General features: G+C 44.1%; 25 protein-coding genes. 18 read left to right on the plus strand and 7 right to left on the minus strand.

Annotated elements, in window-relative coordinates; all coding sequences use genetic code 11:
• Positions 1–11: 11 nt before the first annotated feature.
• Both AAHK14_RS03035 and AAHK14_RS03040 read right to left on the minus strand, forming a co-directional pair.
• Positions 12–962, minus strand: a complete 951-nt coding sequence (locus AAHK14_RS03035; protein ID WP_115246899.1) for an IS3 family transposase — start codon at positions 960–962, stop codon at positions 12–14.
• Positions 935–1,471 (minus strand): helix-turn-helix domain-containing protein, encoded by a 537-nt coding sequence (locus AAHK14_RS03040; RefSeq protein WP_065256690.1) that lies wholly within the window; start codon positions 1,469–1,471, stop codon positions 935–937. The genes AAHK14_RS03035 and AAHK14_RS03040 overlap by 28 nt, the downstream gene beginning before the upstream one ends.
• A 125-nt stretch (positions 1,472–1,596) precedes the next feature.
• Here AAHK14_RS03040 and AAHK14_RS03045 point away from each other — a divergent pair, with 125 nt between their 5' ends.
• From AAHK14_RS03045 to AAHK14_RS03070, 6 genes are all read left to right on the plus strand, one after another.
• Positions 1,597–1,968 (plus strand): type II toxin-antitoxin system RelE/ParE family toxin, encoded by a 372-nt coding sequence (locus tag AAHK14_RS03045; protein ID WP_065254999.1) that lies wholly within the window; start codon positions 1,597–1,599, stop codon positions 1,966–1,968.
• Positions 1,955–2,254 (plus strand): helix-turn-helix transcriptional regulator, encoded by a 300-nt coding sequence (locus tag AAHK14_RS03050; RefSeq protein WP_065254998.1) that lies wholly within the window; start codon positions 1,955–1,957, stop codon positions 2,252–2,254. Before AAHK14_RS03045 ends, AAHK14_RS03050 begins: the two co-directional genes overlap by 14 nt.
• 83 nt (positions 2,255–2,337) lie before the next feature.
• Complete coding sequence (locus AAHK14_RS03055) at positions 2,338–2,874, plus strand: helix-turn-helix domain-containing protein (RefSeq protein WP_065256690.1); 537 nt, start codon at positions 2,338–2,340, stop codon at positions 2,872–2,874.
• A 2-nt stretch (positions 2,875–2,876) separates the two neighbouring features.
• Positions 2,877–3,797 carry an IS3 family transposase gene (locus AAHK14_RS03060; RefSeq protein WP_264753555.1) on the plus strand — a complete coding sequence of 307 codons (921 nt, stop codon included), beginning with the start codon at positions 2,877–2,879 and terminating at the stop codon, positions 3,795–3,797.
• Positions 3,798–3,986: 189 nt separating this feature from the next.
• On the plus strand, positions 3,987–4,319 hold the full coding sequence (locus AAHK14_RS03065; RefSeq protein WP_282667159.1) for a hypothetical protein: 333 nt from the start codon (positions 3,987–3,989) through the stop codon (positions 4,317–4,319).
• 41 nt (positions 4,320–4,360) lie between these two features.
• Positions 4,361–4,744: a hypothetical protein gene (locus AAHK14_RS03070; RefSeq protein WP_065256584.1), complete on the plus strand. Its 384-nt coding sequence runs from the start codon at positions 4,361–4,363 to the stop codon at positions 4,742–4,744.
• A 182-nt stretch (positions 4,745–4,926) separates the two neighbouring features.
• On the opposite strand, the gene AAHK14_RS03075 is transcribed toward AAHK14_RS03070, so the two are convergent.
• The 4 genes from AAHK14_RS03075 to yihA all read right to left on the minus strand — a co-directional run bounded on the left by AAHK14_RS03075 (position 4,927) and on the right by yihA (position 8,087).
• Positions 4,927–5,955 (minus strand): low specificity L-threonine aldolase, encoded by a 1,029-nt coding sequence (locus tag AAHK14_RS03075; RefSeq protein WP_194092526.1) that lies wholly within the window; start codon positions 5,953–5,955, stop codon positions 4,927–4,929.
• Entirely contained in the window at positions 5,952–6,398 is a 447-nt protein-coding gene (locus AAHK14_RS03080; protein ID WP_065256586.1) for a GatB/YqeY domain-containing protein, read from the minus strand. The genes AAHK14_RS03075 and AAHK14_RS03080 overlap by 4 nt, the downstream gene beginning before the upstream one ends.
• Positions 6,399–6,524: 126 nt before the next feature.
• Positions 6,525–7,355 carry a 16S rRNA (cytidine(1402)-2'-O)-methyltransferase gene (gene rsmI / locus AAHK14_RS03085; RefSeq protein ID WP_065256587.1) on the minus strand — a complete coding sequence of 277 codons (831 nt, stop codon included), beginning with the start codon at positions 7,353–7,355 and terminating at the stop codon, positions 6,525–6,527.
• A gap of 12 nt (positions 7,356–7,367) precedes the next feature.
• Complete coding sequence (yihA, locus tag AAHK14_RS03090) at positions 7,368–8,087, minus strand: ribosome biogenesis GTP-binding protein YihA/YsxC (RefSeq protein WP_065256638.1); 720 nt, start codon at positions 8,085–8,087, stop codon at positions 7,368–7,370.
• Positions 8,088–8,164: 77 nt separating this feature from the next.
• Between yihA and AAHK14_RS03095 the strand changes: the two genes are divergently transcribed.
• The 5 genes from AAHK14_RS03095 to AAHK14_RS03115 all read left to right on the plus strand — a co-directional run bounded on the left by AAHK14_RS03095 (position 8,165) and on the right by AAHK14_RS03115 (position 11,531).
• The gene (locus tag AAHK14_RS03095) at positions 8,165–8,644 is read left to right on the plus strand and encodes a hypothetical protein (RefSeq protein WP_065256588.1); all 480 of its coding nucleotides are present in this window, start codon (positions 8,165–8,167) and stop codon (positions 8,642–8,644) included.
• A gap of 105 nt (positions 8,645–8,749) precedes the next feature.
• A complete protein-coding gene (locus AAHK14_RS03100; RefSeq protein WP_083108115.1) occupies positions 8,750–9,046 on the plus strand; it encodes a c-type cytochrome in 297 nt (98 codons plus the stop codon).
• A gap of 270 nt (positions 9,047–9,316) precedes the next feature.
• Positions 9,317–10,006, plus strand: coding sequence for a c-type cytochrome (locus AAHK14_RS03105; protein WP_083108121.1), 690 nt, complete (start codon positions 9,317–9,319; stop codon positions 10,004–10,006).
• A 95-nt stretch (positions 10,007–10,101) separates the two neighbouring features.
• On the plus strand, positions 10,102–11,196 hold the full coding sequence (locus AAHK14_RS03110; RefSeq protein ID WP_065256589.1) for a hypothetical protein: 1,095 nt from the start codon (positions 10,102–10,104) through the stop codon (positions 11,194–11,196).
• Complete coding sequence (locus AAHK14_RS03115; RefSeq protein WP_065256590.1) at positions 11,184–11,531, plus strand: RnfH family protein; 348 nt, start codon at positions 11,184–11,186, stop codon at positions 11,529–11,531. The genes AAHK14_RS03110 and AAHK14_RS03115 overlap by 13 nt, the downstream gene beginning before the upstream one ends.
• A gap of 92 nt (positions 11,532–11,623) precedes the next feature.
• On the opposite strand, the gene bamE is transcribed toward AAHK14_RS03115, so the two are convergent.
• On the minus strand, positions 11,624–12,007 hold the full coding sequence (gene bamE / locus AAHK14_RS03120) for an outer membrane protein assembly factor BamE (RefSeq protein ID WP_065256591.1): 384 nt from the start codon (positions 12,005–12,007) through the stop codon (positions 11,624–11,626).
• Positions 12,008–12,057: 50 nt separating this feature from the next.
• On the opposite strand from bamE, the gene AAHK14_RS03125 reads away from it, so the two are divergent.
• From AAHK14_RS03125 to nqrE, 7 genes are all read left to right on the plus strand, one after another.
• Positions 12,058–13,005 (plus strand): DUF3025 domain-containing protein, encoded by a 948-nt coding sequence (locus tag AAHK14_RS03125; RefSeq protein WP_227514753.1) that lies wholly within the window; start codon positions 12,058–12,060, stop codon positions 13,003–13,005.
• Positions 13,006–13,086: 81 nt separating this feature from the next.
• On the plus strand, positions 13,087–13,533 hold the full coding sequence (locus AAHK14_RS03130) for a CopD family protein (protein WP_065256592.1): 447 nt from the start codon (positions 13,087–13,089) through the stop codon (positions 13,531–13,533).
• A 431-nt stretch (positions 13,534–13,964) separates the two neighbouring features.
• On the plus strand, positions 13,965–15,305 hold the full coding sequence (locus tag AAHK14_RS03135; RefSeq protein ID WP_065256593.1) for a Na(+)-translocating NADH-quinone reductase subunit A: 1,341 nt from the start codon (positions 13,965–13,967) through the stop codon (positions 15,303–15,305).
• A 3-nt stretch (positions 15,306–15,308) separates the two neighbouring features.
• Positions 15,309–16,559 (plus strand): NADH:ubiquinone reductase (Na(+)-transporting) subunit B, encoded by a 1,251-nt coding sequence (locus tag AAHK14_RS03140; protein WP_065256594.1) that lies wholly within the window; start codon positions 15,309–15,311, stop codon positions 16,557–16,559.
• On the plus strand, positions 16,543–17,349 hold the full coding sequence (locus AAHK14_RS03145) for a Na(+)-translocating NADH-quinone reductase subunit C (protein WP_065256595.1): 807 nt from the start codon (positions 16,543–16,545) through the stop codon (positions 17,347–17,349). The genes AAHK14_RS03140 and AAHK14_RS03145 overlap by 17 nt, the downstream gene beginning before the upstream one ends.
• Positions 17,350–17,351: 2 nt before the next feature.
• Positions 17,352–18,011: an NADH:ubiquinone reductase (Na(+)-transporting) subunit D gene (locus AAHK14_RS03150; protein ID WP_065256596.1), complete on the plus strand. Its 660-nt coding sequence runs from the start codon at positions 17,352–17,354 to the stop codon at positions 18,009–18,011.
• Positions 18,011–18,619 carry an NADH:ubiquinone reductase (Na(+)-transporting) subunit E gene (nqrE, locus tag AAHK14_RS03155; RefSeq protein WP_065256597.1) on the plus strand — a complete coding sequence of 203 codons (609 nt, stop codon included), beginning with the start codon at positions 18,011–18,013 and terminating at the stop codon, positions 18,617–18,619. The genes AAHK14_RS03150 and nqrE overlap by 1 nt, the downstream gene beginning before the upstream one ends.
• Positions 18,620–18,626: the final 7 nt, after the last annotated feature.

Genomic DNA, 18,626 nt, shown 5'->3' on the forward strand with positions numbered 1-18,626 from the left:
AAGATTAAAGGTTAGGTTGTTGCAAGTGGTTGTATTAACCCTAATTGGACTAAGTTTCTGTACTTAACAGGACTTAGTCCTTTTAATTTGCTCTTTATTCTATCATGATTGTAGTAGTGTATGTACTCATCAATCACTTGTTTAAGTTCATCTGTTGATGTAAATGTGGTTGTCTCATAAAATATCTCTTGTTTTAGCGTACCAAAGAAGCTCTCTATCACAGCATTATCCAAACAATTGCCTTTTCTTGACATGCTTTGGGTTAAGCCTTGTTCTTTTAGGGTTTGTTGATACTGGTGCATTTGATAGTGCCAGCCTTGGTCTGAATGAATGATGGGTTTGTCATCCATCTTTTCTTGGCTTAGCTTGGATAGGGCATCATTTAACATCTCTTTGACCAACTCATACGTTGGTCTGTCCTTCATCGTATAACTGACAATCTCACCATTAAACAAGTCGATGATGGGCGATAGGTAGAGTTTTCTTTGAATGACACTGCCATCATTTGCCTTGTCTTGTACTTTAAACTCGGTGATGTCTGTTGCCCACTTTTGATTGGGTTTGTCTGCTTTAAAGTCTCTTTTGAGTATATTGTCCTGAATGGTATCTTTGCCCATTGTGCCTTTGTAAGTATTAAACTTACGTTGACGACGAACCAATGCTTTGAGTCCAAGTTTAGCCATCAGTCGTTGCACTCGTTTATGATTAATGACCATGCCTTTTTGGGCAAGCTGATTGTTAAGCTCTGATGTGATTCTACGATAACCATACCTGCCCTTGTGTTGGTGGTAGATGTGGTTAATGTGTTCTTTTAAGTCAAGGTCTTTGTCAGGCTTTGTACTTTGACGAATGTGGTAATAAAACACACTTCTTGGCAAGTTTGACACTGCCAATAAGTCAGCAAGTTTGTGCTTATGCCTTAATTCTTGGATGATCAGGACTTGTTCTTTGTTTGTACTGATTGTTCCTTTTGACGAATTAAGGCATCTAGCTTTTTTAGATAGTCATTCTCTGCTCTAAGATAGGCAAGTTCATCAAGCAAATCATCCACACTTTTTTCGTGGTCTTGTTTGGTTTTCCAAGTTGATTTGGTTTTATTAGCGTTGTGTTTGTTTGACATTGCTTTTTTGCCTTTGGGTTTGGGTATTAGTCCCATTATACCAAAGGCTTGGTAGGACTTTAACCAAGTTGACAGTAAAGAAGGTTGTGGCAGATTAAGCTCTATGGCAAGTTGTGTAAGCGATTTGCCCTGTTGTATGGCTTGAACGGCATTAAGCTTAAAATCTGTGTCATAGACAGCCTTTGTGTGTCGTCTTTTTATGCCATCAATGCCATGTGCTTGATAGAGTTTAACCCATAGCTCTACGGTTGTGTGGTTTAGATTAAAGTGTTTGGCGGTTTGTTTGTAGCCATGATGATTAAGATAATACCCAATCACAGACAGTTTAAAGTCGGTTGTGTATTTTGCCATAAAAAGCACCCCAAAGGTTAGTGTGTCTAACTTTTGGGGTGCGGTTCAGATTTGCCCTTATTTTTATTATTTGACAAAAGTAAATTTATGTCTTAATATAGCCTAAACACGATATTGGATTCATGATGTATATTGTAGAAACGACTGATGAATTTGAATGCTGGTTTGATGAACAGCCCTTGCAGGTTCAAATGCGATTATTGGAAGCCTTTAAGTTATTAGAGCAATACGGACACCGATTGGCTCGCCCTTATGCCGATACCTTATATGGCTCAAAATTTAGCAATATGAAAGAATTGCGTATCCAAATTGGGGGCGACCCTTATCGTGCCTTTTATGCGTTTGACCCCTTACGTCAAGCAATTGTGCTATGTGCAGGTAACAAAGTGGGTAATGAAAAGCAATTTTATAAACAAATGATACCGCTTGCTGATGAGCTTTACCAACAGCATTTGGATAAATTAACAAAACAGGAGAGTCCAAATGGCAACGCTTGAACAATTATTAAATAAATTATCGCCAGAACAACGAGCTGAAGTGGAGCGTAACGCCGAAGCGATGATTTTGGATTATCAACTTCATCAGTTGCGTGAAGAGTTGGAGCTGTCGCAAAAACAGCTTGCCGAAGCCATGGGCATTACCCAACCGACTTTATCCGCCATTGAAAATCGTGGGGCAGAGATTAAGCTGTCCACGCTAAAACGCTATGTGGAGACCATGGGCGGAAAATTACGCATTGACGTAGAATTACCAACAGGTAAGCACGTTGGGTTTAATATTTGATAGCATTTAATCATAAAATAAGGGTAAGAGAGAGATGAACCGCACCCCAAAAGTTAGACACACTAACCTTTGGGGTGCTTTTTATGGCAAAATACACAACCGACTTTAAACTGTCTGTGATTGGGTATTATCTTAATCATCATGGCTACAAACAAACCGCCAAACACTTTAATCTAAACCACACAACCGTAGAGCTATGGGTTAAACTCTATCAAGCACATGGCATTGATGGCATAAAAAGACGACACACAAAGGCTGTCTATGACACAGATTTTAAGCTTAATGCCGTTCAAGCCATACAACAGGGCAAATCGCTTACACAACTTGCCATAGAGCTTAATCTGCCACAACCTTCTTTACTGTCAACTTGGTTAAAGTCCTACCAAGCCTTTGGTATAATGGGACTAATACCCAAACCCAAAGGCAAAAAAGCAATGTCAAACAAACACAACGCTAATAAAACCAAATCAACTTGGAAAACCAAACAAGACCACGAAAAAAGTGTGGATGATTTGCTTGATGAACTTGCCTATCTTAGAGCAGAGAATGACTATCTAAAAAAGCTAGATGCCTTAATTCGTCAAAAGGAACAATCAGTACAAACAAAGAACAAGTCCTGATCATCCAAGAATTAAGGCATAAGCACAAACTTGCTGACTTATTGGCAGTGTCAAACTTGCCAAGAAGTGTGTTTTATTACCACATTCGTCAAAGTACAAAGCCTGACAAAGACCTTGACTTAAAAGAACACATTAACCACATCTACCACCAACACAAGGGCAGGTATGGTTATCGTAGAATCACATCAGAGCTTAACAATCAGCTTGCCCAAAAAGGCATGGTTATTAATCATAAACGAGTGCAACGACTGATGGCTAAACTTGGACTCAAAGCATTGGTTCGTCGTCAACGTAAGTTTAATACTTACAAAGGCACAATGGGCAAAGATACCATTCAGGACAATATACTCAAAAGAGACTTTAAAGCAGACAAACCCAATCAAAAGTGGGCAACAGACATCACCGAGTTTAAAGTACAAGACAAGGCAAATGATGGCAGTGTCATTCAAAGAAAACTCTACCTATCGCCCATCATCGACTTGTTTAATGGTGAGATTGTCAGTTATACGATGAAGGACAGACCAACGTATGAGTTGGTCAAAGAGATGTTAAATGATGCCCTATCCAAGCTAAGCCAAGAAAAGATGGATGACAAACCCATCATTCATTCAGACCAAGGCTGGCACTATCAAATGCACCAGTATCAACAAACCCTAAAAGAACAAGGCTTAACCCAAAGCATGTCAAGAAAAGGCAATTGTTTGGATAATGCTGTGATAGAGAGCTTCTTTGGTACGCTAAAACAAGAGATATTTTATGAGACAACCACATTTACATCAACAGATGAACTTAAACAAGTGATTGATGAGTACATACACTACTACAATCATGATAGAATAAAGAGCAAATTAAAAGGACTAAGTCCTGTTAAGTACAGAAACTTAGTCCAATTAGGGTTAATACAACCACTTGCAACAACCTAACCTTTAATCTTATGTCTAAGATTTGGGGGTCGGTTCAATTCGGCACTGTTTTCCTTAAATTATCCCATTACCGAACTTGATGGTTCTTATATCAAGGATTATCAAAAAACCCTAGATTTGGGTAATGACTTTTTTACAGGGTCGTATTTGGTGGTTAATCGGTTTGGTAAATCAGATTTTATTGACAATATGACAAAACTTGCCCAATATTATGGACAGCCACATATCTTTGTCATCAAAGGCGGTAAATACCCCACAGCCTATCTGTTAAGCACACAAGACCCACACATGGGGCAATTTATGAATTACCCTGATTGTCATGAACATATCGGCAACCCTAAGTTTTTTAAGAAATATCGTCAGCGTGATTTTTATTTTACAGGGGCGATGAAAGACAGTCATCTGACCAATAGCCAAATGGTGGGCGTATATCAACCCGCCAACTGGTTGGGGCGTATGGCGTGTTCGTCTATGGGTAAGCGGGTATTACGACAAGTGGGCATTGAATATCCCAATCCTTAACGTTATTTTAAATTACCAATACAATCTAAAAAGGCAATGTTATGACTGTTATGAATGAATTAAATCATCTACTAAGTTTTGATAAAAAACTTAGTAAAAAATTAGAAAAGTTATTGCAAAAACATTTGACCTATCAAGAATACATGAACATGAAAAATCACATCACTTATAAAACCCGTTATCTAAAACCCAAATATGATTACGATGATTTTGCAAAACAGCGTGATATGATAAGTTGTATTTTTTATTCTACCATTGGTCAAGAAAGCATGGATTGGATAGATGAATGGTCGGACATTCCTTATGAGATATTTACAGGGACAGAGCCGAATTCTTATGGATATGACCAAGTCAAATTATTTGTAGAGAATTATTATAATCTGATGAAAGAACAAGGTTTATTAAAAATGGTTATTGACGAATAAATAATAAATTGTATAGTCAATTAATTCCAATTTACACCAATGCCAAATTTTAAAAATACCCTTGTAGGAGCGTGTTGAACACGCCCGTTGTTGCATTTTGAAATCAAAAGACTATAAATAAAAAAAGCATTGCTAATTCTAACAATGCTTTTTTAATGGATAAACTGACGGATAAATTAACCTTATAAATACGCCTTAATCCTTCCTACAAGCCTATCCACTTGCTCTTTGGTGGTGTCAAAACTCATCATGAGCCGTATCTCGCCTGTTTCATCATTCCAATCATAAAAATGAAAGTCATCATGTAGCTTTGCGACCGTATCAGGCGGGAATATGGCAAATACGGCATTGCTTTGGACTTTTTGGGTGATGACAACACCGTCTAAGTCTTTGATTTGGCTATATAAATAGCTTGCCATGTCGTTGCTATGCTTGGCAAGGGATAGCCACAGTTCTTGTTCAAACCATGCCACAAATTGAGCTGAGATAAACCGCATTTTGGACGCCAGTTGCATGCTGGATTTGCGTAAATGTAAAATATCTTTGTCCAACTTAGGATTTAAAAACACCAAACATTCGCCCATCATCATGCCATTTTTGGTGCCACCAAGCGACAGTACATCGGCAAACTGGGCGATGTCCGCCAAACGACAGCCCAAATAAGCAGCCGCATTGGACAGTCTTGCCCCATCAATGTAGAGATACAGCCCAAATTCATCACACACTTGACGGATATTGGCAAGTTCATCAAGGCTATAACAGGTGCCAAGCTCGGTGGTTTGACTGATATAAACTGCACGAGCTTGGGGATGGTGTTCAGATGGACGGATGAACTGGCGGATTTTTTGGGGGTCTAGCTTGCCATCATCACCATCAATCACCAACAGCTTAATCCCTGCAACATACTGCGGAGCGATACTTTCATCGTTGTTGATGTGGGCGTGATTGGTGCAGATGACCGCCCCAAATCTTGGCAATATCGCCGACAACCCCAAAACATTCGCCCCTGTGCCATTAAAGACAGGATAGCCAACCGCCTGCTCGCCAAAGGCTTGCTTGATGTGCTCTGCCAATGCTTGGCTATGGCTATCATAGCCGTATGCCTTGTCATGTCCATTGTTGACATCAATCAGTGCATCCATGATGGCAGGGTGCACGCCTGAGTAATTGTCGGATGCAAAGGCGAAGCTGTGTTTGGTATTCGTGCTCATGCGGTCAGTGCCTTTTTGACAAGCCCTGAGATGACGGCAGGGTCGGCTTGCCCTGTGGTTTTGTCTTTGACGGCATTCATCACACGCCCCATGTCTTTCATGCCAGACGCACCAAGCTCGCCAATGGTCTCATTGATGATGGCGATGAGTTTGTCATCAGACAACTGCTCGGGTAAAAAGGCAGAAATCACGTCAATCTCAAACTGCTCTTTTTGTGCCAAATCATCACGTCCATTGGCGGTATAAATACCCAAAGACTCTTGGCGTTGTTTGATTTGCTTTTGCAAAATCGCCAATACGTCTTTGTCATCAAGCTCACTTTGTCCGTCAATCTCTACTTGCTTGATGACGGCTTGGACGTTACGCAAAACTTTGACCTGCTCCATGTTTTTGGCTTTCATGGCGGTTTTGATGGTGTCGGTTAGAGTGGTTTTTAGGGTCATGAGTGTCTCCTGTTAAATGGTATATTTTAGCAAATTTGGGTTAGATTTGCGATATTGCATGAACGTTTTTGTGGCTTAATATTTAATGGGGTAGGTAAAATCATTTTTGCCTTGTAAATATATAAATTAGGTTTTTTGTAATTCCAAGAGCCTATCATAAACCACGCTTTTTTTAATACCCAATACATCCGCCACGATTGCACTTGCTTTTTTTGGCGGTAATTCTTTGGCGATGGCAAGTAGCCAGTCATCATAATCCGCCTTTTGTTCTTTTTGGGTATTGCCTGCCACAACCAGCACAATCTCGCCACGCTGTTGGTTGGGGTCATTTTTTACAAATTCTAATAAATCAATAAGCGGTAATTTTTTGATTGTCTCAAAGGTTTTGCTAATCTCACGGCACAGTGTGGCTTCTCGCTCACCACCAAACACGTCCGCCATGTCGGATAGGCAGTCTGTAATGCGGTGCGGTGCTTCATAAAAAATCAGCGTTTCAGTATGGGCTTGATACACCTTTAAGGCTTCTATCCGCCCATGTTGTTTGGCAGGCAAAAACCCCACAAAACTAAACTTGTCAGACGGCAATCCCGCCACAGACAACGCCCCGATGACCGCACACGCCCCGACAATCGGCACAACGGTGATATGCTCATCATGGCACGCCTTCACCAGCCGATAACCAGGGTCGGAGATGAGCGGTGTGCCAGCGTCCGAGATGAGAGCGACTGATTGACCGCCTTGCAATCGCTCGACAAGGCGTGCCGTCTGCGTGTCGGCATTGTGTTCATGATAGGCAGTGGTGGGCGTGGATATATTAAAAAAACTTAATAATTTAGAACTTGTGCGAGTGTCTTCGCAGGCGATTACATCCACGGATTTTAGGGTGTCAATCGCCCGTGCTGTCATGTCGTTGAGATTGCCAATGGGAGTGGCAACAATATATAAAATGCCTGTCATTTTTTTGCCTTTTTAATTGTCATTATTTAAATTTGAATTATCCAATTTATCATTTGCCAAATTTGAATTTTCTAAATCCATATTATCCACATCTGAATTTTCTAAATTTAAAGTTTCACCCAAATGCAACCAATTTCCCAATACGTCCGCCAATTCATCAAGCCCTTCTTTATTTAATGCCGAAAACAGCTGAATGGAAAATGGCAAATCTAAGGCTTGCAATTGTTTCTTGGTTTGTAGCAGGGCGGTTTTTTGAGCCCCACGTTTTAATTTATCCGCTTTTGTCAATAATACATGAACGGGCAATTCGCCGTCCTTTGCCCAGTGGAGCATTTGTTCATCAAAATATTTTAATGGGTGGCGAATGTCGGTAAGCAAAATTAAGCCCGTCAGACTTTCACGATGAACAAGGTAATTTTCAAGCTCTTTTTGCCATTTGATTTTCATCTGCTCTGGCACTTGGGCATAGCCATACCCCGGCAAATCCACGATACGGCTATGCTCTGAGCCGACATTAAAAAAGTTAATCATCTGCGTGCGTCCAGGGGTTTTGGACGAGCGGGCGAGCTGTTTTTGGTGGGTAATGGTGTTAATGGCGGACGATTTGCCTGCGTTAGACCGCCCTGCAAACGCCACTTCAAAGCCTGTATCAGGCGGGCAGAGTTTCAATGTGGGGGCAGAGAGCGAAAAGGCGGTTTGGCGAATGATTTTTTGGTAGTCGGTGGTGGTCATGATGTCAAATATAATTGCTAAAATGATAAAATAGTGTATCATGAAAACCATAAAATAGCGATAATAAAGGCGTAGATGTGTCTTTAAAACCCATAATTAAAGGCTTGCAAATCATCATTGGGCTAGTTGTTGCTAGCCTATTCTGGTGGCAGATGTGGCAAGGCAGTCCCTACAAAATACCTTATACTTATAAGAATTGGGACGAGTTGCAACAACGTTATATGATATTGATGACGGATATTTTGGCGGACGAGATGCAACCTGACGACATACAGATTTATAACCGTCGAGGCGGTACTGTTTACCGTCAAGCCATTTATCATCATTATGACCAAGCAATGATTGACCGCATGGCACAAAATGCCATTAAGCAAGGGTGGGAGCCTATGCCGAGCGATTTTTATCAAAATGCAGTATTTCATGCGTGCAAAGATGAAATTGGTTTGGTGATGTTATCAGATACCAAACTTTATGTTCAGACGTATTGGTATAAGACAGGAATTTGTGAACGATTATTCATAAAAACCCAGTACGATAATAACTCTCAATCCCAATAGTTACCAAATATCCCTTGCAACTTGGCAAAAAACTTGCATAATAAAAGCATCAGAGAAAACAGTTATTCTCACATTTATCCCAAATTATCCTTAATGGGAGTTATTATGTCAAAATTATTACAAATAGCCATTGCCAGCCTTGCCCTAGTCGCCACAGGTGTAAGCCATGCCGATGTCGCCACCACTTATCAAAAAACCTGTGCCACCTGCCATGATAGCGGTGCCTTAAACGCCCCCAAAAAAGGCGACAAAGCCACATGGGACAAGCTAAAAGCCCAAAAAGGCATGGACACCTTGGTCAAAAACACCAAAAAAGGCATGCCCCAAATGCCTGCCAAGGGCTTGTGCCAGTCGTGTAGCGATGATGAGTTTCGGGCATTGATTGAGTATATGGCAAAATAATGGCGTATGGCAAATCCAAAATGTGGTAGTGATTGGCATGGGCTTGCTTAAAAAACAAACAATTTTTACCCAAAACAGACAAATATTGCCAAAATTTTTATCTTTTTAAAAAAAATATTGCCAAAACCACAATTTTTGTAGGAAAATTTAGCGAAGTCTTGCTATAATAAGCAAGATTTACCAATTTGACTTTTAAAAGCCAAATAAAAATATACAAAACCCAAGACACGGGGACTGCCCCGAAGTTAGTAGGAAATTGTTATGAAAGCCATGAATTTGTCAGCCAAAGCCATGCTAGCTAAAACGTTGCTTGCCACAGGGTTTGGTTTTATCGCCCTAAATGCCCATGCCGTGGCTGTTCCTGAGTTTAATATTGAAGCAGGTAAAGCCATTGTTGAAGCCAACTGTGCCGCTTGCCACGGTGCGGACGGCGTTTCGGTTGCCCCTGCTCAGCCAAACTTAGGCGGTCAAAATATCAAATATCTATACAAGCAATTGGTGGATTTTAAAACAGGTGCCAGAAAAAATGGCATCATGGAAGCACAGTTGGTTGGTTTTACCCAACAAGACCTAGCCAACGTGGCAGGCTACTATGCCAGTCAAGCTCCGTGGCTACCCGGCTATGGCAACAAAGCCACAAATGCTGCCGCCCAAAAGCTCTATCTAGGTGGCGATAAGAGCCGTGGCATTATCCCTTGTGCAGGGTGCCATGACCCTAAGGGTGCAGGCAATGATTGGGCGGCATTCCCACGCATTGGCGGTCAGCACGCAACTTATATCTCAACTCAGCTAAAACTGTTCCGTGCCGCCGGTCGTGAAGACGAAGGGCTACTTGCCGAGCAAGTGCGTACCAACGACTCTGCCAAAAAAGACGAAAAAGGCATGATGCAAATCGTGGCAGCCAAGCTGTCTGACAAAGACATCAAAATGTTGTCCGAATTTATCAGTGCCGTTCACTGATTTGTCGGTTTTAGACCTGTATTTTACAAAACCCCTTGATTGGGGTTTTGTCGTTCATTAAATTTTTATCACACCCCAACCGTCCAGAGTTTACTATGTTATCTCGTTATACTGTGTTTTTTGTGGCATCTGCCCTGCCACTGTTGTTCGCTCATCAGATTGCCCCGAGCATGGCTCATGAGTTGGACTTTTGGCTGTTGTGGGTGGTGGCGATGCTTGTGGTGGGCTTGCCGGTGTTATTTGCCGAATTTGCCTTATCTGCTCGCAGTGGCGATAATGTATGGCTTGGCATGCAAAAGCTCACTCGTGAAGCTGATGCCAAGATGACATGGCGAGCCTTTGCAGGGTTGTCGGTATTGGTGGCACTGCTTATTAGTGCAACGATGACCGCACGCATTGGGGCAGGACTTCATCAGCACCTACCCCAACTTAATCTTAGTGTGCCAAGCATTGGGCTTAGTGCAGGGGCGATGATTATTGCCTTGATTTTAAGTCTGTTAAAGACTCGTCCACTCATGATTGGCGTGGCATTGGTGATTGTCGGTGGGCTTATCTCGCTCTTTGATGGTGGTCTAGCTAGCGGTGTGAGCGTGCCGACCATGACCGCTGTGTCATTGTCCGAGTGGGCAAGAGCGGTGTCTTTGGCACTGCTCTCGGTGGGCGTGGGTACAGGGTTATATTGGTTTACCGGTGGTAGGCTTGCCGAGCAGACGATGAGCCAAACCCACAAAAAACCCCTAACAGGACTGATATTACCGATTTGGCTTACCCAACTTATCTTTGGGGCGTTTGCCCTGCTGGTGGGTAGTGCTTTTGTTACACCCAACGCCTTTGTGGTGTCTAGTATCGGTATGCTCCTGATTTCGGCGTTTTTGTTGTATTATGCCATTGGACAATTAAAAGTGCGGTTTGGGCTAATTAATGGCGTGGCAATGGGGGTATCACTGGCGATGATACTCTCTGCCCTGCCTGTGGGTGTGGGGCTAAACATATTGCTACTGGTGAGCTTGGTGGCGGTGGTCGTGCTGTCAGCATTTTCAGGTTTTGCCATGAAAATCAGTCATTTACGCAAAACCTTTAATTTTAAAAGTGAAGGGCGTTATAACATCTGGCGAGTGCTGGTGCGTATCGGCGTACCACTTGCCATTCTCCTAGCGGTCATCGGTTGGGTGATGTCATGGCTATCCTAAGGATAAGTTTGGCATATGCCGACAAGGACAATCAGTATTATCAAGAATTAGAAGTACCCACGCACACCACGATATATCAAGCCTTACAATCATCAGGGTGGCTAGATTTACCCCATTTGGCAGAATTTGCCCTGTGGTGTCATGCCAACCGTGAGCATGAACCCAATCATAAAGCGTGGTATGTGGGTATTTATAGCCAAAAAAAACGCCTAGATACGGTGTTATCAGACGGCGATAGGATTGAGATTTATCGCCCTTTATCCTATGACCCGATGTCCAGACGCAAAACCAAATCCAAAGTCCGCCTAAAAAAGCTCGGCTATCGTCCGTTATAGCATTGTTGAATGACGATATTTTAAAAACCACACCAAAAATCAGGCAAAACACCCTGCTTTGCCTGATTTTTATCTGATGGTACAATAATTAATTACTGATTTCTTCTTGGCAGTGATTCACGCCCTGCGATACGCACCACACGCCCATTTTCAAAAAAGATAGACAGGTAATGACTGGCGTTTTTGATGTCTTTTTTGTCGGCACGCTTGCCGTCTGTGCCTGCGGTGTAGTCATACAGATAGTCAAAGCGGTTCGGGTTTAGCGTGTCTCTCATGGCAGGGCTACCCAGCAGATAAGTCACTTGGTCAGCGGTCATGCCCACTTGCACCTGCGATGCCTGAGCGGACGTGATGGGCGTGCCTTGGGGCAAATCAATGGTATACACACGAAACACCGAACAGCCTGACAATGCCAATGTGCCAATCAGTGCCAACGCCATGAATTTAGGGACAAATGTTTGCGATAGGGTCATCATATACTCTCATCTTTATAAATAATCGCCATATTAAACGCAAGTGCAAAAATATGCAAGTTTTTTATGACGCCCTACCCCCAAAAGCCGACTACCCAAAGTTTACAAAATATGCTATGCTCACGATGATTTTACCGCCTGTTGATGTCATCATGTCCGACTTTTTACACGATTTTGCCACCATTGACCCGTCCACCCCTTGGTTTGCCCCTTATGTGTCCATTCATCAGGCATTTGCTGGCCACCCTGCCCTGCCCCTTTTTGAGTGGTTAAACGGCTATTTTGCCGACAATGATATTCGCCTAAAAAATCACCAAGGCTACCCCCTAGCCTTTACCCACCAAAACGACCTAGAACACGGCACAGCATACGAAACCCACATCGGGCAACACCACAAAATCCCAACCCGTGATAATCTACACGACTGGTTTGGGGCGTGCGTGTGGTCGGTTTTTCCCCATACCAAATCGCTATTGAACGCCAAACATCTCGCCCACATGGACGACAACCACACCGCCAACGGACGTAACCGTGTGCGAGATACCATTACCGTATTTGATGAAAATGGGGCGATACTGGTGGTCGCCGATGATGAGATTGGCACCGCCATTGGGCAAGCCTTGGTGGGTTTTGATTGGCAAACGTGCTTGGTGGATAACCGTGAATATTGGGCGGATTGTCATCATGACAATAACAAAAAAGCCAAAGTTTTTATATTCGGTCATGCGTTATTAGAACAATTGATTAATCCCTTTAAATCCTTATGTAGCCATACCGTGATTATCAAAGTCCATTCATCATTTTTTACAAAACCGCTCAATGAACAATTAGCCATGTTGGATAATCAATTATCACATTATTTAAATGACTTTTTAAAAGATGATATTACCCCACGCCAATTAAATCCCTTACCGATATTGGGCGTGCCGTATTTTTGGGATAATGCCGACCCTGCCTTTTATGATGACCCTTTTGTATTTAGAAAAGGGCGGAGAAAATAGTTTTTTAAAATAAATTTAAAATAAAATCACTCCATAAAACCCAATCATTTATCACACTCATATAACCATATTGGAAAAACCATGTATAAAATTGCCTTGATTTTACATTTATTCGGAGCCAGCATTTGGGTGGGTGGGCATTTATACCTGCTTATCCGCCTAATGCCTAATTTTATCCGTCACAATGACGTGGCAGGATTTTTAGCCTTTGAAAAAAGCTATGAACCTTTGGGCATGACCGCCCTAGCTGTGCAAGTGGTGACAGGCTTTTATATGCTAACGACCCTGCTACCCCCAGCACTTTGGGGGCAAAACATGGGCATGCTGACCGCACTCATTCATGGCAAATTAACATGGCTTGGTTTGACGATATTGACCGCCTTGCACGCCCGTTTTAGAGTGGTTAAAAAGCTAGAAAATGGCACGCACGATAATAATACCCTAAAAGTTATGGGTATTCATGTGGGGCTGATTTGTCTGTGGAGCGTGGCATTTGTCATCAATGGGGCATTTTTCCGTTTTGGATGATATTTTTATAAACAATAATCATTTATAAAATCACGCCCCGTCTTATCTCACATCTTTTTGACATAATCATGACAATCAACCAGTTATCCTTATATTTCCTTAATATTTCTCAAAAATTTCTGTAAATTTATCAAAGTTTAGCGTATAATAGATAAGATTTTCATGCCTAATTTGGGCAAGAGAACGATTGTTAGGACGTGTTAAACGTGATGATGTTACGGTCATGAACAGTGATTTGTTTTGATTTGTCAAGTCTTATTCATCCACATTTTAATTAACACGCCCTAAACGTTCATCAAAACAGGTAGCCAGTCGCCACTGTAACTACAAGCATTAACGTGTTGTTAAGGAGTTTAAGGTCAGCGTTAAAGCTCTCGTGTGTACCAACAGGAGTCTGGTATGGTCATTTCACTCAGAGTGAGTATCCGCTTATGATTACCATAAAAAAGGGGTTGGATTTGCCTATCACGGGCGAGCCAACCAAAGAGATTAGCGAACACACACCTACTCATGTCGCCCTTATCGGTTATGATTACATCGGTATGCGTCCGACCATGCACGTCAAGGAAGGCGATACGGTCGCCAAAGGACAGGTGGTGTTTGAAGACAAAAAGCGTCTGGGGGTCAAATATACCGCCCCTGCATCGGGCAAGGTCATCGCCATCAACCGTGGCGAGCGACGTGTGTTTGAGAGCCTGGTCATCGAAGTCGCCCAAGGCGATGAGATTGGCTTTAAAGCCCACGCCAAAGACAGCCTTGCCAAGCTATCTCGTGAAGAAGTGGTCGCCCAGCTTAACGACGCTGGCGAATGGACAGCGTTTCGCACCCGTCCGTTTAGCCGTACCCCCGAGCTTGACAGCACGCCGTCAGCGATTTTTGTCACCGCAACCGACACCAACCCCTTATGTGCCGACCCTGCCGATATCATCAATGCCAATATTGATGATTTTAACAGCGGTCTTGTCGTCATCTCTATCCTATCGCCAAAGACGCTTGTCTGTCATGGCAAAACCGCCCCAACCAAAGCCACCAATGTCGCAGGCAGTGTTGAATACCACGGTTTTGACGGCGTTCACCCTGCTGGCAACGCAGGCACGCACATTCACTTTTTGCACCCCTTGGCTCGTGGCGTAACCGTGTGGACGATTGGCTATCAAGACGTGATTGCCATCGGCAAGCTCTTTACCACAGGTAAAATTCACACCGAACGCACCATCAGCCTAGCTGGCACGGTCGTCAAAAACCCACGCCTTATCAAGACTCATCGTGGGGCGGATTTGAACGCCTTGACCAATGGCGAGCTTAACGGCAATGACAACCGCATCATCTCAGGGTCGGTGCTGTCAGGTCGCAAGGCAAGCGGTGCGGTGGCGTATCTGGGTCGTTTTCACAATCAAGTCTCGGTGCTAGTCGAAGGTCGTGAACGCCCTGCCATGCACTTTTTTACCTTAGGTGCGAACCGTTTTTCAACGTTACCGATTTATATCTCTCAGTTTGTCAAAGGCAAAAAATACGCCTTTACCACCACAACCAACGGCTCACCCCGTGCCATGGTGCCAATCGGTTCATTTGAAACCGTCATGCCCCAAGACTACCTACCCACTCAGCTACTTCGCTCACTCATCGTTGGCGACATTGTAGAAGCGGTGGAGCTTGGTGCGTTGGAGCTTGACGAAGAAGATTTGGCACTTTGCACCTTTGTATCGCCCGGTAAATATGAGTTTGGCGATATTTTGCGTGATAACTTGACCCGTATTGAGCAGGAAGGCTAAACGATGAAATTTATTCACAATATCTTTGACCGTATGGAGCCGTCCTTTACCAAAGGTGGCAAATACGAAAAATATTATGCTGTTTTTGAGATGTTTGACACATTTTTTCGTCAGCCAAGCTCACAAACATACAGTGCGTCCCATGTCCGTGACGGTATCGACCTAAAACGCATGATGATTACCGTGTGGCTCTGTACTTTCCCTGCCATGTTTTGGGGGATGTACAATGTCGGCTTTCAAGCCCTAAATGCCATACAGCATTTTGGCATTGACCCGACAGGCTGGCGTACTGTCATCACAGGCATGGTAGGCTATGACCCGAACAGCATCCTAGCATGTATGGTCTATGGTGCCATGCAGTTTTTGCCCATTTATATCGTCACCTTTGCGGTCGGTATCTTGTGGGAGATTATCTTTGCCGTGGTGCGTGGACACGAAGTAAACGAAGGTTTCTTTGTAACGTCTGTGCTGTTCGCTCTATCGCTACCACCTGATATTCCACTGTGGCAAGTTGCCCTAGGTATCAGCTTTGGTGTGGTCGTGGCAAAAGAAGTCTTTGGCGGTACAGGCAAGAACTTTCTCAACCCCGCCTTGGCAGGTCGTGCGTTCTTGTACTTTGCCTACCCTGCCTACATCTCAGGCGATGCGGTGTGGACGGCTGTCAAAGGTCTAAATAACGTGGACGGTTATAGCGGTGCTACCCCACTAGGTCAAGCTGCCGCAGGTGTGCCGTCTAATGCCTTTGCAGACGCTTATGGTCAGACCATCTCTTGGGGTCAAGCCTTTTTGGGCAACATGCAAGGCTCTATCGGCGAAGTCTCAACCCTTGCCATCCTTATCGGTGGTGCGGTACTGATGTACACCAGAATCGCCAGCTGGCGTGTGGTTGCCGGTGCTGTCATCGGTCTTGTGGTGACTGCCTTTATCTTTAACATGATTGGCTCTGAGACCAACCCAATGATGAGCCTAGCTCCACATTGGCATTTGGTCATCGGTGGCTTTATGTTCGGTGCGGTCTTTATGGCAACTGACCCTGTCTCTGCCGCCCACACCAATACAGGTCGCTGGTGCTATGGTCTGCTTATCGGCTTCATGACGGTGGTTATCCGTGTGATAAACCCTGCCTTCCCAGAAGGTATCATGCTTGCCATCTTGTTTGCCAACCTATTTGCACCGCTATTTGACTACTTTGTCAAACAAGCCAACATCAAACGTCAAACAGCACGGAGACTAGCTCATGTCAGCCAAAAATAGTAATGTTACAACCCTTGTAACCGCTTTGGTGCTGTGCCTTGTCTGTTCGGTCATGGTGTCAGCCGTTGCGGTGGGTCTAAAACCCAAACAAATCGCCAACAGCACGCTTGATTTTAACAAAAACGTGCTCATCGCCACAGGTAAATTCAACCCTGCTACCGACAATAACAGTGTGGTGGCAGAGCGTTTTTCTGATTTTGAAGTTAGGATGGTCAATCTTGATACGGGCACTTTTGCCACCGATGAAGAACTGACAGAGGCAGGCATCACAGACATCGCAAGCTATGATGTCGCCAAAGCCGCTCGCACCCCCGCCCTTAGCACGCCCCTAGCAGATGACATCGCTGCCATCGGTGGCAAGCCTAAGTTTGGCAAAGTGTATCTGTCCAAAGATGCCAGCGGTCAGATTGACATGATTGTCCTGCCGTTTCATGGGGCGGGTCTGTGGGGTCAAATCTATGGACTGCTTACCCTAGACAGCGACTTTAACACCATCAAAGGCGTGAACTTCTACGAGCATAAAGAAACCCCCGGTCTGGGTTCTCGCATCACCGAAGAGCCATGGCGTGCTCAATGGGTGGACAAAAAAGTTCACAACGACAACGGCGATGTCATCATGGGTGTTGCCAAGGCAGGTACTGCCAGACCTGAGCAAGTGGACGGCATCAGTGGTGCAACCCTAACAGGTCGTGGCGTGCATAACATGGTTCAGTTTTGGCTGGGCAAAGATGGCTATCAGCCGTTTTTGGAAAACCTAAAAGCTGGCAAAGCTGACGGTACAGGAGCATAATCATGGCGGATACTCAGAAAATTTTAACCACGCCGATTTTTAATAACAACCCCATCGCACTACAAATCTTGGGCATTTGTTCGGCATTGGCGGTAACGACCAATGTCAAAAACGCCCTTGTCATGTGTATTGCTTTGACCTTGGTTACGGCGTTTTCTAGCTTTTTTATCTCAACCATTCGTAACAAAATCCCATCATCGATTCGTATCATCGTACAGATGGTGGTGATTGCATCACTGGTTATCGTGGTGGATCAAGTCCTAAAAGCCGTCGCTTATGACACCGCCAAATCGTTAGGTGCGTTCATCGGACTCATCATCACCAACTGTATCGTCATGGGTCGTGCCGAAGCCTACGCCATGAGCAACCCACCCATTCCGAGCTTTATCGATGGTATCGGTAACGGTCTGGGCTACTCTGCGGTATTGATTTTTGTGGCAAGTATCCGTGAGATTATCGGTAACGGCAGTTGGTTTGATATCCAAATCCTAGAAAAAGCCACTGATGGTGGTTGGTACATCCCGAACGGCTTGTTACTACTGCCCCCGTCATCATTCTTTGTCATCGCTCTGTTCATCGCCATCGTGCGTTTTTGGAAGCCCGAGCAACAAGAGCCTGCGGAGTTTGTCATCGCACAAAATTCCAAGGGGGAATCACACTAATGGAACATTACATCAGTTTATTCATCACGTCCGTATTCATCGAAAACATGGCACTTGCCTTTTTCTTGGGTATGTGTACGTTCATCGCCGTTTCCAAAAAAGTCTCAACATCCATCGGGCTGGGCATTGCGGTTATCGTTGTGATGACCATCTGTGTCCCGCTAAACAACCTACTCTACCAATTCCTGCTAAAAGACGGGGCATTGGCGTGGGCAGGCATGCCAAACACCGATTTGTCTTTCTTGGGGCTACTTAGCTACATCGCTCTGATTGCGGCAACTGTCCAAATCTTGGAGATGTTTTTGGACAAATTCGTCCCTGCCCTATATAACGCCCTAGGCGTATTCTTGCCACTCATCACCGTAAACTGTGCCATCCTAGGTGGCGTACTGTTCATGGTAGAGCGTGACTACAACTTTGGCGAATCCATCGTCTATGGTGTGGGTTCTGGCTTTGGCTGGGCGTTGGCGATTACGGCACTGGCAGGTATCCGTGAAAAACTCAAATACTCAGACGTACCCGGCCCGCTTCGTGGTCTTGGCATCACGTTTGTTACCGTCGGTCTAATGTCGCTTGGCTTTATGTCATTCGGCGGTATGAGCTTATAAGGAGAAA

The sequence above is a fragment of the Moraxella sp. K1664 genome (assembly GCF_039693965.1).
GTDB lineage: Bacteria > Pseudomonadota > Gammaproteobacteria > Pseudomonadales > Moraxellaceae > Moraxella.

What these genes read in the sequence shown, in the direction of transcription:
- yihA (WP_065256638.1), bottom strand. Translation starts at nt 8,087, where the DNA reads ATGACCACCACCGACTACCAAAAAATCATTCGCCAAACCGCCTTTTCG.
- bamE (WP_065256591.1), bottom strand. Translation starts at nt 12,007, where the DNA reads ATGATGACCCTATCGCAAACATTTGTCCCTAAATTCATGGCGTTGGCA.
- AAHK14_RS03045 (WP_065254999.1), top strand. Translation starts at nt 1,597, where the DNA reads ATGTATATTGTAGAAACGACTGATGAATTTGAATGCTGGTTTGATGAA.
- AAHK14_RS03050 (WP_065254998.1), top strand. Translation starts at nt 1,955, where the DNA reads ATGGCAACGCTTGAACAATTATTAAATAAATTATCGCCAGAACAACGA.
- AAHK14_RS03070 (WP_065256584.1), top strand. Translation starts at nt 4,361, where the DNA reads ATGACTGTTATGAATGAATTAAATCATCTACTAAGTTTTGATAAAAAA.
- AAHK14_RS03075 (WP_194092526.1), bottom strand. Translation starts at nt 5,955, where the DNA reads ATGAGCACGAATACCAAACACAGCTTCGCCTTTGCATCCGACAATTAC.
- rsmI (WP_065256587.1), bottom strand. Translation starts at nt 7,355, where the DNA reads ATGACAGGCATTTTATATATTGTTGCCACTCCCATTGGCAATCTCAAC.
- AAHK14_RS03140 (WP_065256594.1), top strand. Translation starts at nt 15,309, where the DNA reads ATGAAATTTATTCACAATATCTTTGACCGTATGGAGCCGTCCTTTACC.
- AAHK14_RS03110 (WP_065256589.1), top strand. Translation starts at nt 10,102, where the DNA reads ATGTTATCTCGTTATACTGTGTTTTTTGTGGCATCTGCCCTGCCACTG.
- AAHK14_RS03130 (WP_065256592.1), top strand. Translation starts at nt 13,087, where the DNA reads ATGTATAAAATTGCCTTGATTTTACATTTATTCGGAGCCAGCATTTGG.
- AAHK14_RS03150 (WP_065256596.1), top strand. Translation starts at nt 17,352, where the DNA reads ATGGCGGATACTCAGAAAATTTTAACCACGCCGATTTTTAATAACAAC.
- AAHK14_RS03080 (WP_065256586.1), bottom strand. Translation starts at nt 6,398, where the DNA reads ATGACCCTAAAAACCACTCTAACCGACACCATCAAAACCGCCATGAAA.
- AAHK14_RS03135 (WP_065256593.1), top strand. Translation starts at nt 13,965, where the DNA reads ATGATTACCATAAAAAAGGGGTTGGATTTGCCTATCACGGGCGAGCCA.
- nqrE (WP_065256597.1), top strand. Translation starts at nt 18,011, where the DNA reads ATGGAACATTACATCAGTTTATTCATCACGTCCGTATTCATCGAAAAC.
- AAHK14_RS03115 (WP_065256590.1), top strand. Translation starts at nt 11,184, where the DNA reads ATGGCTATCCTAAGGATAAGTTTGGCATATGCCGACAAGGACAATCAG.
- AAHK14_RS03105 (WP_083108121.1), top strand. Translation starts at nt 9,317, where the DNA reads ATGAATTTGTCAGCCAAAGCCATGCTAGCTAAAACGTTGCTTGCCACA.
- AAHK14_RS03100 (WP_083108115.1), top strand. Translation starts at nt 8,750, where the DNA reads ATGTCAAAATTATTACAAATAGCCATTGCCAGCCTTGCCCTAGTCGCC.
- AAHK14_RS03145 (WP_065256595.1), top strand. Translation starts at nt 16,543, where the DNA reads ATGTCAGCCAAAAATAGTAATGTTACAACCCTTGTAACCGCTTTGGTG.
- AAHK14_RS03040 (WP_065256690.1), bottom strand. Translation starts at nt 1,471, where the DNA reads ATGGCAAAATACACAACCGACTTTAAACTGTCTGTGATTGGGTATTAT.
- AAHK14_RS03065 (WP_282667159.1), top strand. Translation starts at nt 3,987, where the DNA reads ATGACAAAACTTGCCCAATATTATGGACAGCCACATATCTTTGTCATC.
- AAHK14_RS03055 (WP_065256690.1), top strand. Translation starts at nt 2,338, where the DNA reads ATGGCAAAATACACAACCGACTTTAAACTGTCTGTGATTGGGTATTAT.
- AAHK14_RS03125 (WP_227514753.1), top strand. Translation starts at nt 12,058, where the DNA reads ATGCAAGTTTTTTATGACGCCCTACCCCCAAAAGCCGACTACCCAAAG.